This is a genomic window from Ruegeria sp. G10, assembly GCF_056533645.1.
The window spans coordinates 21,304-37,625 of sequence record NZ_JBQFOQ010000013.1 but is presented as its reverse complement, the minus strand read 5'-3'; the positions used below and the strand labels follow the sequence as shown (position 1 = coordinate 37,625).

Sequence of the window (16,322 nt, the reverse complement as noted above, 5' to 3'; positions counted from 1 at the left end):
ACTATTCATGGATCGAGACTACGAAAACCCACTGCCGCCTCAACCCAAGCTCTCCTGATAATGCTTCTCAAAGGGCCAAGAATAGCATGCTAAGACCCTTTGAGAAATACAGGTTCTAGGATCCGAACATAGATCTAACAGCGCCTATCAAATCCGGAATTGGCCAATTTCCAGTGTTCCAGTTCTTGAATGCCCGCGCTTTGAATGAGCTTCCTGAAGATGGATGCCAGTGACGATGAGAGACCTGTTGCCCTCGGATCACCAACTCCCCCAGATTGTTCTGACGTTCGACCAGTTGTTTCACCGAGCGTCTTCCTGGCCGCTTGATGAACTGCGTTTGCAGCAGATAATGGGGTGATGATTTGAACTTCTTACTGAAAACGCCGTTGGCAAAATCACTGGTTGCCGTATAGGCAATAGGCCCGTCGGTCTTACCTGTTTCCTTAAGGTCCCAGAATCCGAAGGAAGCAACAGACTCTCCAAACAAGCTTATGATTTTGAAAAAGAACTTGCTGCCTCCTATGATCTCGTTCTTCATCGCACTCGAACATAGTTGGACAAAAGGCACCGATTGGCTTGACGTTGATATACGCCCGACGATCTCAAAACCATAATGAACATCGCCCGAAAGAACGATCAGCGGTTCGGGCTGCGCATCCAAAAACAGTTCGAATGCATCGATGAAATTGCGCGGGTTGCTGGCCCAGCTTTCCAGGTCGGCCGCAGTGCCCGACTCACGTCCAACGACGCGTTGGACCCATTCCATCGGTGGAAACCCGAAAATCGGCGCGGCTGCAATCACGATAAGGGGCTCACCGGAAGCTGAATTCTTGGATATCAGGGCGGTGAGCCGCGCACGTTCGCCGCTGTCTAACAGACGGGATGCATCCTTGAGGCGCAGAGTTGTCCAGGTGATTGGTCCGGTGAAACCCCTGTCAGCCCGATCAATATCAAGCGTTTTTGGCGATTCCTCGCGCTTAGTTCGAGTGTCAAGGAAGATCGCGGGTGGCGAGGTCGGGGCCGCAAATGACCAATCCGTTTTGATAAGGGTTGACCATGCATCTTCAGTCCCACGGCCGCGTGTTTCCGTAAACCTGCTGATGGTAGAGCGATACGTTTCGTCAAAAGCCTCAGGGTCGTTCCCCCATCCCTGAAACGCCCAATATGCCGCCATGCCATTCGTCAGAATTCTTTGCCCAGAACTGAATTTCGTGGCGTTCAGCTGCCATTCGGGATTGAGAAACCAGTCGTCGGTAACCTCGTGATCGTCGAAGATCATGTAACAAATTGAATTGGCCAGTACCCGCCTGGCGCTTTTTGCTCCCAACGCGCCGTCGAGGACTCTCTTGCCGATGATCCGGTTTGAGAAATCCGCCTTGTCGAATGACGAGAAATTCCCCGCCTTCAGCAACGGCTCCCATAGGTCACCGTTCCAGGACATGATGTAGGTCGCCGCATACTCCGCAAAAGTCAGCAGATGATGCGGCATGTGCCCGGAGGTAAAAAAATGTTCGAGAAATTTCGAGCGATCATTGGTGTCGCTGTGCGCGGCGGGACTTAAGCCCGGAATTTTTTCACGTTTGCCGTCAAAGAGCGCCTCGCGCAAGGGGCGCGTCAGGACTAGCAACTGACTGTCGACATCATCCGCATAAATCTGGTCGCCGCCGAGAAAGAAATACTGCGGCCGGTTTTTTTCGGTAGCGTCCTGCAGAATTTCATCGGCCGCTTTCATCATGTCGGGATTGGGCCCATGCAGTTTGCGACAGGAACCGTAAAGCGCCCGCAAATTGTTCTGGCCCCGGGCTCCAAGCATAAAGGTCGGCAGCCGATTTCCCTTAAGAAGGAACTGCCGGTAATCGCTGGATTTAAACAGCGGACGTTTTCCGTCAAGCCGAACATCGTAGAAATATATCCGCCCTCGGTCCAGCGGCGTGTCCGGTTTCGCACTCAGCATGTAAATCCACATGTTGTCGGCCACCGCGACGGGGTAGTATTCGATCTTCGCTTTAACCGGGCCCGGTGAGGCCGGCGAATTACCATCCGTAAAAAGCATCAGATGTGGCGGATCAAGCAATTTGCTCGTCGCGAGCCACACCCAAACTTTTTCTGGAGTAGCCCGACGCACGATCGGGCCCGCAAGGATCAATGGCAAGCGCATCTTAGCACCCGAGCGTAAGCGACGGCACAGTGATAGCGCGTTTAGTCATCAGGCTGGTCGACCGGATGCCAGCGGCCATCTTCATCTTTGACCCATTCAGGCAGCGTATTGTCTTGTCGCAATTTGACCAACGTGGTCGGCACCCTAATTTCCCAAGGATCTCCGACAGGGACTTCGCCTGATCCCTCCGGGGTGGCCAGCGGCCCATCCCCAGTTTCGCGATTCCGCGCGGCCTCCACCTCATCCAGCATCGCTGCATATTCTTCCGAGGTGACACTGGGCTCGTCACCGCCTTCCCAGACACCACCCGTTTCCAGAAAGTGCAGCACCGCCGCCTCGTAACCCGGAGAGACTGCAAAGCGCACAAGGGCCGCCCCTGCGCTTACAAATTCTGCATGCAGCGGGTCCGTATCTTCGTAGAGCATTCGCGCCCAGGTATCCCGCGAGGTCCAGAAGTAGGGGAGGAGTTCCCACTGTAACTCGTTCCACTGAATGGCCTTCTCCCAGAAGCGGGCATAAACGCCTGCGCGTTCGGCTGCGTCGAAATTGAACTCCGCCGCTTGGGGCGAAAGATGCACGCCCGTATTGGCGAAGTGCTGGCCGGTCATCATCGCGATCGACAAACGTTTAATCTCCCGCCGTTCGATCAGGCGGTTCTGGCCTGGGTTTCGGCCTTCGGGCGCGGCACCTGATCGTTCGGCTTTCAGGATCGCCAGCTTCTCTTCATAGCGTCCGCGTTGTGCATCATAACCACGCAGCAACGCGTCGTAGGTCTCAACCTGCCACTTCTCAAACGCGGCTTGTGTATGCACACAATGAATGGTCACGGTCGCCGAACAATTGAGAACGTTTACAGCATAGAATGCGACGGGCACCTCGCCAGCGATTTCGGGCAAGGTATCATGCAAATCGCTGCTGTCGGGTGAAGTTGACCCCTCGGCTCGTTTCTTGAGGTGCAGCGAATTCGATCCGACAGAGATATACGCCCGTCGTGTATCGCTGGTGAAGCCGTAGTGCAGGATTTTCGCGCTGCAGGAGACAGCCTTGAAACCCTCAGGCACATTGAGCAGCGCTTCGGAAGTGTTGTCTTCGGCCTCGCCACTTTGGGAGGTGAAGGTGAAACTCTTGCCAATGCGCGTAGCAAAAGCTGGCGGCGGTTGGACGCCTTCCGCTTCATAACGACGGACGTACTTTCCGTAGTTCGTACGTGTCAGATGCCCCGGGCCAAACGATGGCTTGATCGGTGGGGTCAAACCCTCCGGCTTGCCGATCTGATGCTCAATCGCCCGTAATAGCAGCGCCGATGGTTCGGGCACTACAAACTCGAAGAGCACCCGCAGACCGTAGTTGTAGACCTGAAGCTCATAGACACGATCGAGCCACTGATAAATGCCGGACAGATGTTCGGTGCCTTCGGTGTTGTCGAATCCGTGCTGGTTCTTCTCTTCAAACTCCTCGATAGTTTTTCGGGTTTGTTCGCGTCGTGTCCGCAGGGCAACTTTGGATGCTGTCCTTTCGGTCACCTCCTTTGCGTAGCTCGTAGCCAACTTGTTGATTTGCTCTTGTGACGTACCCGTCTCGTAGGCCGACGACACTTCGACCTGAACAAAGGGGCCATACCCGGCCGACACTGACCCGCCGATATTGAACTGCTTGTCTTCGCGCAGGGTGTTCTGCACTTCGCTTTGCATCTCCAGACGTTCGGTGGTCTGGAGGTCGCGTTCTTCCTCTTTTTTCTCCTCTTCTTCGAACACGAAGGTTTCTTCGGTCCGGCGCAGGCGTCGAGTTTCGCGGTTCCGAGATTCCGACTGCAATACATTCTCTACGTGAGAGATTTCTCCCGCCTCGTAGCGCTTGATCTGTTGGCGTGTAACCAGCAGATCACCCACACCAATGGGCTTGATGGGCCCGACCGTAGTCGGCGGCAGACTTGATGGGTCGAGTATGGTACCCATTCCCGGAAACAAAGGGCTTGCGGTTCCTGCTGCGGGCATGACGGCCGTTCCGGTGCGGATGCGCGGCCCGCCTCCATCGGCGGCATCGGTATCGGCATCGGTCAGCCTCAGCGTCGTCATCTGATGTTCAACCTCGATCCTATCCAGGACCTCGTCATATGGCATATCGGTGATTGCCAGGTTGAGTTCGCCCAGAAGTTCCTGAGTATCCGATGACAAGCGCGCCACGGCGGCCGGAGAAACACCGATAAACGAAGTTTCGTCAGACACATCATCTGCTTCATCACCGACCCGGGCGGATGCATCTGTTATGCTGCCACGGTCGGTCGTTCCACCACTCCCTGCAGCACTCAATGAATCTGGTCCGCCCGTCGAAACGCGCGCGCGACGCACCCGCTGAATACCCGAGCCGGAGAGACCGACAATTTCCGCTGCCGCCAGTTCAAGGCGTTTTGCCCGTGTCTCCATTTCTTCGATCGAGGGGTCTTCTTCAGGTTGCTCGGGCTCCTCCTCGAGTGCTATTGGGTCCGCCGGCGGGAACAGCTCTGGCGGCAAAGCAATCACCGCCTTGAGCAGCGCAGAAGGTTCCTCAAAATCAATACTCTCTGGATCCCGGACCAGCGTCTGCAACAACTCCGCGGCGCGCAGCATGTCCGCTGCGCGGCGGATCGGAACGGCTTCGGGTAGCACAGCCAGTTTCAACGCGATTATGAGATCCCTCAGAATGTCACGTATCTGGCCAAATTCATCATCTGCAACGATGTCCTGAACCGGTCGGTCAAAAATGGACAGCACCAGCGCCCGGGCTGCATCAAGGCTGCTCGGAGCTTCCCGGTCCCAAGCTGCAGCGAAACGGTTGAGCGGAAACCGACGTTCGATGTCATCTAGTTGTCGGGGCGCAGTGCTGTCGGTCAGATGCGCGCGTGCCACCGCGCGCACGGCAACCCGGGCGCGCGGTGATGCAGCGGCTGCAAGAATGTCTGAGCTGAACGAGGTGTTCAATTCCGCGAGAACCAATCTGTAGACGATCCGTCGCGGCCTAGGCGCACGGCCTACAAAGTAGCGAAAGAGTTCAATTGGGGCGACCATAAGAATACCATTTGCTTAAAAATACTACCCTGAAGCGTACACCCCTGCCTGATTCGCGCCAGAATTGAGGCGTCGTGGTGATCTTTTGAGCGGCAATTGGCCGAACCTAATGGGGCAGACGACGTGGTCGCGGGCTTGTCTGAGGTCCCTTGCGTATAGGTCGAAATGACACTCTTAGCATCTTCGGATAAGCCGATGTTCATCCACAGTGCGGCGGAGCCAACGAGACAGCCCGAAATTACCAATGCAGCGCTATGCGCGAATGTCGGCTTTGCCAAAAGCGATCTCGATATTCAGTCGGTAGTACGCCGAGCCTTTTGACAAAGCTTCGTCGCATCATGTTCTCGCACGCGCCAACAGAAAAGCACTCAACCTGTCAGGTGTGGACGAAATTTGCGACCGAACCAAAGGGGGTATTTGTCTGGAAATAGTCTGTTGAGCGCATTCGTTCTGGGGCGGATCGTAGCGCGACGCTGACCAGCAGCACAAATTGCTTCAACAAACCGCTCTGGAGGCATTTTGGAATGTTCGTCACTTATTCGAACTGATTACTGTATTCCAATCGATCACGCGTCTCATTCAATAGCGTATCGAGCCACATTGGCTTCATTCCATTCCAAGCCCAACCCCGGGCGATTTGGTGGCGTTACTGTACCGTTTATCACATCGTAGGGGTCCTTCAGGATCGGGTTTGCCCAGTCGACCCATTCCAACCAATGCGCGGCGGGATCCGCACACATCAAATGAGAACTCGCCTCAGGAAACAGATGCGACGACACCGGCCATCCTGCCGCGCGTGCAAGACTGGATGCCTCGATCCAGCCGGTAACCCCCCCGATCTTCATGACATCGATCATGACGAGATCGAGAGCGCGGGCTTGAGTGGCCCGGGCCATATCACTCGACCCCCAATGGTTCTCACCACCTTGAATCGGGATAGGGGAAATCTCGCGCAATTCTGCCAGACCAAGATAGTTGTCAAAGGCAACCGGCTCTTCGATCCAGCCCAGATCATGCGCGGCCAATGCAGCGACACGTTGTTTTGCTTCGGCGACAGACAGACCCTGATTATAGTCCGTCACTATTGTTGTCGTTTCACCAAGGGCGTCCCGAACTTCATCCAAAACCGCCAGATCCGTCGCCACATCGGGGTACCCTAGCCTGACTTTCAGCGCTGAAAACCCACCATCTGCGATCAATTCCTTGGCTTCTCCCGCGACCTTGCCAGGGCCGATCAACCCCATGCCATTCGAGTTATAGGCAGGCAGGGCCTTGGCGACACCACCCAGAACCTCACATAGTGGTTTGCCCGCCGCTCGTGCCACGCCATCCCATGCGGCCATGTCGATCCCGGCGATAGCCATCAGGGTGATCCCCTCTGCGCCCAAAAGCTTGAACTGTCCCAAGAGACGCGAGTGCAAACCGCGCGGGTCCGCGCTGCTGCCTTCGATGACCGTAGCAAGATCGCACAACAGGGCAGTCGTCGCTTTCAACGCGATTGGCGAATAGGTAAACAAGTAACTTAGGCCGACCGTACCATCACTGCGTTCAAGATCGATAAGCACCAGTGGAGCCATGGTGACCTGACCCGTCATGACAACGACCGGGCGCCGTAACGGGACCAGAACGGGGCGAGCAGTCAGTTTTTTGATGGTGACATCAGACACGAAAAGCGAGCCTTTCTTTCGTCGAGTTTTTCTACAACAGTGAAGTGAAAGGCCATTCTGGTAACATTGGCGGTTTCGTCAACTGCCAGCGCGTTGACGAATAAACCTACATCACACCAGCCTACCCTTAGCGACTGAGTCAACGAACTGAGGCGAAAGCTTGGTACGCATCAAGAATCCCAGTCGCAGCATTCTTGGCAGGCAAATCGTTTCGAGCGAAAAACATGGTCCGGACGAGGTCTTAGGAAAAGTCTTTCAACTCTTCCGTCACTACCAACCGGGCAGTGAAATCAGATATGCCTTCTGCGGCGCGAGGGCGATCCGACGGTTTCAGCAATTCTAAACGCGATTGTTGAGCCAACTGCCCGTACTTTGTTTTTCGAGAGCGCCCAATTCTCTGAGGGCAGCCTTGTCGATAGCGAGGTGGTCGATGACGATCTTATGGGCGCGACCATACCACTTCATCAGCTTTCCGAGGAAATTCAGTGCTACAGCTTTATTTCGGCGTTTGTTAACAACGCCTTCCTGCACCGCGTCTTCGTGATCAAAAGCCCGCCAAAAAAATGCCGCGTGCCAATCACCTTCAACAAAACTTCGTCCAAGCGCCGCTTCCTTCTTGAAAAGGCTCGGAGTTGCTGGACCCGTTTGTGTCTAGTCTCGGAAGCGAACATCAGGCCGAACCTGTTTCAACAGTAGCGGATAGTTTCGTGGCTCATGTAGATCCCGCGTTCATGCAGAAGATCTTCCAAATTCCGTAATGAAAGCGGAGACCTAATGTACAGCATCACAGCCGAACGGCTGATCTCGGGGCTAGTTTTGAAGTATTTGAATGGTGATCTTCATTTTATCCATAGAGGCTACGAATGCCCGCTGCCCGCCTCGCCCCAAATTCTTCTGGCAGGACCTTGAGCAAGTAAAAGTTGTCAATTGTTTTACCCATTCCCTTAGGTCTCAGAAACCGTCGTTGGATCAAGAACGTCGCGCAACACATCACCCAGCATGTTCAGACCCAGAACGGTAAGGGCAATCGCCAACCCCGGCACCAGAGCGGTCCAGGGGGCCAGATCCAGATAATCGCGCGAGGCCTGGATCATCAGCCCCCATGACGGCGTTGGCGGTTGGGTGCCAAGACCCAGAAAGGATAGACCGGCCTCAGCCAGGATCGCAAAGGCGATTGAGATCGTGGCCTGCACGATCACCGGCGGCAGGATGTTGGGCAGGACATGCAGGCGGATGATCCGCCAATTGGTCGCCCCCTGGCTCCGCGCCGCCTCGATGAACGGCAGGCCCGAGACGCGCAGAACCTCTCCGCGCACGATCCGCGCCAGATAGGGGGTAAACGCGATCCCGATGGCCAGAATGGTGTTTTGCAGGTTCGGGCCCAGAACGGCGGCGATGGTCAGCGCCAGCAGAAGGGCGGGGAAGCTGAGGAACGTATCGACAATCCGCATCAGGATATTGTCGGTCCAGCCACCATAATAGCCCGAAATGATGCCCAAAGGCAGACCGACCAGAATCGACAATCCGACCGAAGTCACTGCGATCAATAGCGAGGTAGAGGCTCCCAGAAGCACGCGCCACAATAGCTCGCGCCCCAACTGATCGGTGCCCAGCAGATGCTCGGGGGACGGGGGTTTCAATCGTGCGCGCACGTTGATGCCGGTGGTCAGTTCCTCGGGGATAAAGATCGGCGACAGGATCGCCATCAGCACGAAAATCGCGACAAGGGTCAGCCCGATCATGCCTTTCAGGGTCAGAAGTGCGCGCATTTAGCTGAGCTCCACCCTTGGATCGAGGACCTTGTACAGGATATCGACCACAAGATTGGTCAGCATCACGACCGCTGCGATGACAAAGACGCTGGACTGGATCAGCGGGATGTCCCGATTGACCAGCGCCTGATAGGTCAACCACCCCATGCCGGTGAAGTTGAACAGAGTTTCAATCACGATGATAGACCCGAACAGATATCCTAGTTGCAGGCCAGCGACCGTCAGCACCGGAGCAATGGAATTGCGCAGTGCGTGGCGGAAGATCACCGCGCCCTCGGCCAGACCCTTGGCGCGGCAGACGCGGATGAAATCCTGACTCAGCACCTCAAGCATCGTCGAGCGTGTCATGCGGGTCAGTTGCGCCATCAGCGACAGACCGAGCGCGATGGAAGGCAAAAGCGCGTGTTGAACGGCCAGCCAGAAATCCTCGGCCGGGGAGGCATAGCCCGAGGACGGCAGCCAGCCCAGCCATTTGGCAAAGACTAGGATCAACACGATGCCCCAGAAGAAGTCGGGCAGCGAAATACCCGCCAGTGCAAGGCCGGAACCGGTTGCATCTTGCCAACGGTCGCGGTTGATGGCGCTCCAGACCCCTAAGGGGATCGCGCAGATGATGGCGATGGACAAAGACATCACCACGATCAAGGAACTGGCCACGATCTTTTGTCCGATCAGGGGGCCTATTGGCTCTTTGTAACGCAACGATACGCCCCAATCCCCCTGCAAGATGCCCCCGATCCAGCGCCCGTATTGTACGATCAAGGGATCATTCAGCCCCAGGGACTCCCGAAGCCCGGCAAGGGCTTCGGGGTTGGACTGGGTGCCCATAATCATCGTTGCAACATCCCCGGGCAGGATGTTGGTGATGACAAACGTGGCGATAGAGATCAGGAAAAGCGTCAGGATCAAAAGCGCCACGCGTCGGACGAGATAGGTCATCTACGGATTGCCGTCACTGGTTTGGGTCTGGCCGGATCACCCCTCCAGCCAAATATTCTTGAATTGCAGGTTCGATCCGTTGGGATGCACCAACTTGTCCAGCCCGCCGACGCCTTGACGCGCGCCGACCGTGCCGTTGCGGAACCACAGCACAACGTCATGGGTTTCGTCCTGCACACGTTGCTGGATGTCTTTGTAAATCTGCGCCCTCTCGTTCGGATCGACCACGCGGCGCGCGGCGGCCGTCATCTCATCCAGTTTGGGGTCGCTGATCTGGCGATAGTTGAACGCGCCCTCGGAATTCCACAGCGAGTAGTAGAGGAAATCAGGCTCCCACAGAGTGAAGAAATTCATCATCGTCACCTCGTAATCCCGATCCACCCAGCACTGGCTGAGCCAGTCGGACCAGCTGAGCTGTTCGATCGTCGCATTCGCGCCACCCATGCGGAACCATTCCACAAGGATCTGCGTGGCCTCGACATGCCATGGATAGTTCGTGGTGACTTTGAAGACGAACTCCAATTCGCCCGGTGCAAACCCGGCCTCGGCCAACAGCGCCTTGGCTTTCTCAAAGTCCTGCGGGCGCGCCTTGAGGTCGGCGTTATGGGTGGGCGATGATGGGAAGCTGGGCGAGCCGGTCACGACCCCCTGCCCCCACAGCGCGCCCTCGACCAGCGTTTCCTTGTCGATCATGTAATCCAGCGCTTGCCGCACTTTCGGATTGTCGAAAGGCGGCTTGTCATGGTTCATGTTCAGGAACGCCCAGCTGAGCGGGAACCACGTCAGAATCTGCAGGTCAGAGTTGCCTTTCAACACCTCAACACGATCCAGCGGGATGTCGTTGATCAGATGGAACTCACCTGTTTCAAGACCGGTCAGACGCACGGTAGGTTCCGTCACCTCGCGCGACAGGACCCCGTCCAGATAGGGCGCACCGTCCCAATAGTCGTCAAAGCGTACCAGTTCGACTTCGTTCCCGAACTCGCGCCGGACAAACTTGAAGGGGCCGCAGCCCACGGGCTGTGTGCCTTGCACCTCGCCCGACCCTTCGGGCATCACCACGCCCGCGCCGTTTTCGGCCAGCCGTGACAGGAAAGGAGCGTTCACCTGTTTCATGGTCACGACGACGGTGTAATCGTCCGGCGTTTCGATGCTTTCCACATCGTTGAAGACCTCGAAATTCACCGCGCCGGTGTCCGGGTTGCGGCAGCGGTCGAAGGAATACTTCACATCCGCAGATGTCATGTCGGAGCCGTCGTGGAATTTCACCCCCTGCCGCAGATGGAAGGTATAGGTCAGCCCGTCATCCGATTGCTCGAACCGTTCGGCTAAGCTGGGGATGACCTGAAAGTTTTCATCTATCGTGACGATGGCGTCATGCACGTTTTGCATCAGCCGTCCGGTTGACGCGGTACCGGTCTGGTGCATGTCCAGGTTCTGCGTCGTTTCCGAGTGGCCCCAGATCAGCGTACCGCCCGATTTGGGCTCGGCCCGGACAGTACCCGGAAAGACAGAAATACCTGCGCCAAAGGCCGATGCGCCTGCCATTATGCTTGTTGATTTCAGAAAATCTCTGCGTTTCATGGTCGATCTCCTATAGGTGCGGCCCACCCAGAACCGAAGGCCGCGTGTGCTTGGAACGTCGCATTTGAATGATCTTGCCCTACCGTAAAGAGCGGATAAGATATGTCAAAGTTAAATCCCCAGCTTTGGACTCTGCAGGGCTGTGCCCGGGAAGGAGCCGCCCGTTTGGTGGAGAAAATAAGCAAAAATAGAACTTTGGACCCCTTGCTCAGCGTGCGTGACCTGCGGGTGCGTTTTCGCACGGATGCGGGGATCGTCCGGGCGGTCAACGGGGTGTCCTTCGATGTTCTGCCCGGTGAGACGCTGGCCATCGTGGGGGAATCCGGCAGCGGCAAATCCGTGACCTCTCTGGCGCTGATGCGGCTGTTGCCCCAGCGCATTGCCGAGATCGAATCCGGCTCGGCCATGTTCGGCAACCGCGATTTGCTGCAGCTACCCGAAGCGCAGATGCGCGATATTCGCGGCGATGACATTGCGATGATCTTTCAGGAACCGATGACCTCGCTCGATCCAGTAATGACCGTGGGTCGTCAGATTGCCGAGGCGATCAGGGTGCATCAGGGGTTGAACCGAAAAGACGCCATGGCCGCCGCGATTGAGGCGCTCGATCTGGTCCGTGTCCCCGAGCCCGCCAAACGGGCGCGGCAGTACCCGTTTCAACTGTCTGGAGGCTTACGACAGCGTGTGATGATCGCGATGGCCATGTCATGTCATCCGAAAATCCTGATTGCGGATGAACCGACCACGGCTTTGGATGTGACGATTCAGGCGCAAATTCTGAACCTGATGGAGGAATTGCAGGATCGTATCGGCGCGGCGATTGTTTTGATTACGCACGATCTGGGGGTCGTTGCCGACATGGCCGACCGTGTGGCAGTGATGTATGCGGGGTCAGTTGTGGAACACGCGCCAGTGGCGGCGCTGTTCGATCAGCCACTGCACCCCTACACACAGGGCCTGCTTGGATCGGTACCCCGGCTCTATTCGTCGCTTGAGGTCGAAACCGCGCCGCGTCTGCAGGAAATCAGCGGCACCGTTCCCTCCATGCGCGAAGAACTTACCGGCTGCCCTTTTGCCCCACGCTGCAGTAAAGCTACCGATATCTGCCTGCGCGACGCACCCGCTCTGCAAGCGGCCGGAACCGGGCATGAGGTCGCCTGCTGGAACGCAATTTCCCCCGAGGTGGCCCATGCTTGATACTGGTCGAACATCCGAACCGGTGTTGGAGGTCGACGGGCTGGTCAAAACCTTCCCGGTCAATCAGGGCTTGCTTGGCGGCGGTGGCGGCGTTGTGCGCGCCGTTGATGGTGTCAGCCTGACGGTCCGGGCGGGCGAAACCCTTGGCATTGTTGGCGAAAGCGGCTGCGGAAAGACCACGCTTGGCAAGACGATCATGCGGCTGTTGCGGCCGGACGCGGGGCGGATCACCTTGCAGGGCAACGACATCACCCATCTGGATGAGGCCGGTTTACGCCCTCAGCGGCGCAACATTCAGATGGTGTTTCAAGACCCGTTTTCCTCGTTGAACCCGCGTCTCAAGAATGGCCGCATCGTGCGCGAGCCGCTGGAGATTCACGGGATCGGCACCGCATCTGACCGCAAAGCGATGGTCCTGGACGCCTTTGCCAAAGTGGGTCTGCGGGCCGAGCAGGCCGACCGCTATCCCCACCAATTGTCTGGCGGACAACGGCAGCGCCTTGGACTGGCGCGGGCCCTCGTGCTGGAACCCTCGGTGATCGTCGCGGATGAGCCGGTCTCGGCGCTGGATGTCTCGGTTCAGGCGCAGGTTTTGAACCTGATGATGGATTTGCAGCGCGATATGGGACTGGCCTATCTGTTCATCTCGCACGATCTGGCCGTGGTAGAACATATCGCGCATCACGTCGCGGTCATGTATTTGGGTCGGATCGTCGAGATCGCGGATAAGCGCAAGCTGTTCTCCGCCCCCCAGCACCCCTATACCGAAGCGCTGTTGGCCGCTGTACCGGTTCCACGCCCGGGCGCGAAAGGCAAACGCCAGATACTCAGCGGCGATGTCCCCAGCCCTGTGAATCCACCCGCCGGATGCGCCTTTCATTCCCGCTGCCCGCTGGCCCAGCCCATCTGCGCGCAAACGCCTCCGGCGCTGGTGCAGACAGACGACAGCCACAGCGTCGCCTGCCACGTGCGCGCACCCGGCTAGAAGGTCGGACGTTCGGCGGCGACGCCCAGCTTTGCCTCAAGCGCGCGGCCAAGGGTTATTAACCGCGCCTCATCAAACAACCCACCCCACAGCGATATTCCCTGCGGTACGTGATAGGTTTGCGGCGCGGCGCCTTTCTCTTCCACGACAAGTTTGCCATGGGCCAGCGACGGGTCCGATCTGGTCTCGGTCTGCAGGAAGCCTGCGCGCAGGTGCAGGCAGGGATGACCGGTGAAATTGGTCGCCACCAGCATCGGACCAGTCATGAACGGCCCGATCATCGCATCGACCTGCCCGAAGACATCGTCAAACACCTGCATCACCTTGAACCGCAGCCGATCCAGTTGCACGTGATCTACGGCAGACAGAAACCGCGCCTTGCGGAAGGTGTTTGGCCATGCGCCCGCGTCCTGCCAAACAAGCTCATCATCACGGTCGCTCAGGGTCAACTCCTCAAACGCAGCGGCGGCTTCGGCGAAAAGGATAGACATCAGCGATCCATAAGGCAGGTCTGGCAGGGTCAGAGGGACGACCTCAACGCCCAGACTGCGCATCGCCTCAAGCGCGGCGTGATCCACCTCGGTCGCGCCTTCATCTTCGAAAGCGGCGGGTAAATAGCCGACGCGCATGCCTTGGATAGTGGCGGTGGGGTCAAAGCCGAACGGAACGTCGATGCAGCTGAGGTCTGCCGGATCACCCCCGTTGATTGCGGCCAGAACCAGCGCGCAATCCTCGACCGACCGGCAAATCGGCCCGATCTTGTCCAGCGACCAGCACAGCGCCATGCCGCCTGCGCGGCTGACCCTGCCAAAGGTGGGGCGCAGACCGGTGGTGCCGCAGCGTTGCGAGGGGGACGTGATCGACCCCAGCGTCTCGGTCCCGATGGAAAAGCCGCACAGCCCCGCCGCCGTTGCCGAGGCCGACCCGGCGCTTGATCCGCTGGAGCCCTCTTCGATGTTGAAAGGGTTGCGGGTTTTGCCGTTAAACCAGATGTCGCCATAGGCCAGCGCCCCAAGCGTTGTCTTGCCCAACAGCACGGCACCTGCCGCGCGCAACATCTGCACGATCCGGGCATCCCTGTTCGGCACCTGATCCTTGTAGGGCGTGGCCCCCCAGCTTGTGCGGATGTCTTTGGTGTCGAACAGATCCTTTAGCCCATAGGGGATGCCGTGCAGCGGCCCAAGCCAGACACCTGCCCCAAGCTGCGCATCCGCTGCGTCCGCTTCGGCTCGCGCAAGCTCGGGCGTGACGGTGACGAAACATTCCAGTTTCGGGCCCAGCCGTTCGATCCGTTCAAGATAGATGTCGGTCAGCCTGCGACTCGTCAGATGGCCCTGCCTGATCCACTCGGCCTGTTGGGTGACAGGAGCAAAGGCGATATCCTCGTCACTGTCCGGCAACGGCCCCGCATCGGGCAGCGCCCAAGGCCCGCTGGCCGGTTGGCGCGGCGGGACAAACCCGGGCAGGCGCGGGTCGAACCGGCTGGCCATCGGCAGGCTGTTGGGCAAAGGGGTCTTGCGCCGCTCCAGCGCCGAAAGGATCTGACCTTCGAAATTGTCGAGCATCTGTGCCCGCTCATCCGAGGTGTATTCGACCCCCAGCAGCGCCTCGGCTGCCGCAATCATGTCAGCTGTAATGTCAGTCATAATCCGCCTTTTACTGATGTTCTGTCGAAACGAATGGCTTTGCCCAGCAAAGGCATCGCGGTAAAGGTTTGGAGTTATTTCAACCGGATCATAGACGTCAGACCGGCGGACCGGCAAGCCAGCAGGCGGTAAATAGCGCCGAGGGCCTAGAGCTTTACAGGCTGACCATGCGGTTGCTGTCAGACGAGTTCGAAGCAGTCTCAGTTTACTGCAGAAACTGTGAACCTATCCGAAACAAAGTGACGCCACTTGGCCAAAGCGGCGATGCCTGTCAAGTTGAAGGTTGCTCGGCTGGTCAGAAATCTTTCCGAGTTGACGTGGTTGTGTGTCGAGGAATGGACGGAAGCGAAACTTGTTGTCTCGCGCAAATCAATCGGGTTTCAACTGAGAAAGGGAAAACGAAGAGGCGTCAAGCTGTTCCATTGGAAAGTCCATCATATCAGCGCTTAGACCGAGCGCTGCAATGTAGTCGCCGATGCGCTCGCTGCCATACAGGTGATCGAGTACGGAAAAACCCTGCGCAGCAGCAAAGTCAGATACTTCGTCGGGGGCAACGTTGAACAGAAAGGGTTCTCCTGCCCCCGCAACGGCTTCTCCGATGCTGTCGCTTTCGCCCATCGATTTGGAAAAACTCGCAGAAGAGGCAAAACTTGTCAGAAAACGGGTTACAGGCGACTGGTTAGACTTAACCATCTGATAGACTTTTGCGACCTCAGCAGGTGGAACATACTCCAATGAGACTTCGGCGATAAATACAGTACCGGCATTGTGGTCATAGCCGTGCTCCAAAAGCCTATTCAGCGTCGTCTCTTTCGCAAAATCTACTGCGGTATAGCGGATATTCGGCGGAACACCGAAATTACGGGAAATCAGAAAGCGTTTGGCGGCGATCGTTTCAGGCCGATCAACTTCAAAAACAGGGACTTGGCTGTACCTGCCCGACAAGCGCAGCCCAAGTGTGTCAAGCCCGGAACCAAGGACCACGATTTGTTCAGCGCCATTGGCCACAGCTTGTTCGGCCCGGCTCTGCATGAAAGTTTTGCGCCACAAAACGGAAACGACAAGTCGCCGTGCAATACCATTTTCATCTGCAAAAGCGAGCACGGATGGCCAGTCGGTCAACCCGTCAAGAATGCGCTGACCATCAACCGCCCCTTCGGCAAACAACCGCTCCGCAAAAGGATCATAAAAGACATCGCGATAGGCCGGGTTTCTATTCACCATGGCGCAAAAGGCACATACGCCAAGCGCCGTTCGGCTCAAACCGGGTTGGGTTGTTTCCGGGACATAGAACACGGAGGTTTCCCGCGAGTTTACTAGCTTAATTCTC

10 protein-coding genes and 1 pseudogene are annotated in these 16,322 nt (G+C 57.3%); 2 read left to right on the top strand and 9 right to left on the bottom strand.

Annotated elements, in window-relative coordinates; all coding sequences use genetic code 11:
• Positions 1-115: 115 nt before the first annotated feature.
• From ACR0KM_RS18075 to ACR0KM_RS18045, 7 genes and pseudogenes are all read right to left on the bottom strand, one after another.
• On the bottom strand, positions 116-2,158 hold the full coding sequence (locus tag ACR0KM_RS18075; protein WP_480861076.1) for a metallophosphoesterase family protein: 2,043 nt from the start codon (positions 2,156-2,158) through the stop codon (positions 116-118).
• A 41-nt stretch (positions 2,159-2,199) separates the two neighbouring features.
• The gene (locus tag ACR0KM_RS18070; protein ID WP_480861078.1) at positions 2,200-5,130 is read right to left on the bottom strand and encodes a hypothetical protein; all 2,931 of its coding nucleotides are present in this window, start codon (positions 5,128-5,130) and stop codon (positions 2,200-2,202) included.
• Positions 5,131-5,777: 647 nt separating this feature from the next.
• Positions 5,778-6,869: an enolase C-terminal domain-like protein gene (locus tag ACR0KM_RS18065; protein WP_480861080.1), complete on the bottom strand. Its 1,092-nt coding sequence runs from the start codon at positions 6,867-6,869 to the stop codon at positions 5,778-5,780.
• Between the two features lie 342 nt (positions 6,870-7,211).
• A pseudogene (locus tag ACR0KM_RS18060) lies at positions 7,212-7,672 on the bottom strand (DDE-type integrase/transposase/recombinase); the annotation flags it as partial.
• Between the two features lie 141 nt (positions 7,673-7,813).
• Positions 7,814-8,638: an ABC transporter permease gene (locus tag ACR0KM_RS18055; protein WP_480825077.1), complete on the bottom strand. Its 825-nt coding sequence runs from the start codon at positions 8,636-8,638 to the stop codon at positions 7,814-7,816.
• A complete protein-coding gene (locus ACR0KM_RS18050) occupies positions 8,639-9,580 on the bottom strand; it encodes an ABC transporter permease (protein WP_480861082.1) in 942 nt (313 codons plus the stop codon).
• 36 nt (positions 9,581-9,616) lie between these two features.
• Positions 9,617-11,164: an ABC transporter substrate-binding protein gene (locus ACR0KM_RS18045; protein ID WP_480861084.1), complete on the bottom strand. Its 1,548-nt coding sequence runs from the start codon at positions 11,162-11,164 to the stop codon at positions 9,617-9,619.
• A gap of 195 nt (positions 11,165-11,359) precedes the next feature.
• On the opposite strand from ACR0KM_RS18045, the gene ACR0KM_RS18040 reads away from it, so the two are divergent.
• Together ACR0KM_RS18040 and ACR0KM_RS18035 are read left to right on the top strand one after the other, a co-directional pair.
• Entirely contained in the window at positions 11,360-12,361 is a 1,002-nt protein-coding gene (locus ACR0KM_RS18040; RefSeq protein ID WP_480861086.1) for an ABC transporter ATP-binding protein, read from the top strand.
• Entirely contained in the window at positions 12,354-13,346 is a 993-nt protein-coding gene (locus ACR0KM_RS18035; RefSeq protein WP_480861088.1) for an ABC transporter ATP-binding protein, read from the top strand. The genes ACR0KM_RS18040 and ACR0KM_RS18035 overlap by 8 nt, the downstream gene beginning before the upstream one ends.
• Here ACR0KM_RS18035 and ACR0KM_RS18030 read toward each other — a convergent pair.
• Together ACR0KM_RS18030 and ACR0KM_RS18025 are read right to left on the bottom strand one after the other, a co-directional pair.
• Complete coding sequence (locus ACR0KM_RS18030) at positions 13,343-14,992, bottom strand: amidase (RefSeq protein ID WP_480861090.1); 1,650 nt, start codon at positions 14,990-14,992, stop codon at positions 13,343-13,345. The genes ACR0KM_RS18035 and ACR0KM_RS18030 overlap by 4 nt on opposite strands.
• Positions 14,993-15,361: 369 nt before the next feature.
• Positions 15,362-16,288 (bottom strand): class I SAM-dependent methyltransferase, encoded by a 927-nt coding sequence (locus ACR0KM_RS18025; protein WP_480861092.1) that lies wholly within the window; start codon positions 16,286-16,288, stop codon positions 15,362-15,364.
• Between the last annotated feature and the right edge of the window lie 34 nt (positions 16,289-16,322).

What these genes read in the sequence shown, in the direction of transcription:
- ACR0KM_RS18075 (WP_480861076.1), bottom strand. Translation starts at nt 2,158, where the DNA reads ATGCGCTTGCCATTGATCCTTGCGGGCCCGATCGTGCGTCGGGCTACT.
- ACR0KM_RS18055 (WP_480825077.1), bottom strand. Translation starts at nt 8,638, where the DNA reads ATGCGCGCACTTCTGACCCTGAAAGGCATGATCGGGCTGACCCTTGTC.
- ACR0KM_RS18050 (WP_480861082.1), bottom strand. Translation starts at nt 9,580, where the DNA reads ATGACCTATCTCGTCCGACGCGTGGCGCTTTTGATCCTGACGCTTTTC.
- ACR0KM_RS18045 (WP_480861084.1), bottom strand. Translation starts at nt 11,164, where the DNA reads ATGAAACGCAGAGATTTTCTGAAATCAACAAGCATAATGGCAGGCGCA.
- ACR0KM_RS18035 (WP_480861088.1), top strand. Translation starts at nt 12,354, where the DNA reads ATGCTTGATACTGGTCGAACATCCGAACCGGTGTTGGAGGTCGACGGG.
- ACR0KM_RS18030 (WP_480861090.1), bottom strand. Translation starts at nt 14,992, where the DNA reads ATGACTGACATTACAGCTGACATGATTGCGGCAGCCGAGGCGCTGCTG.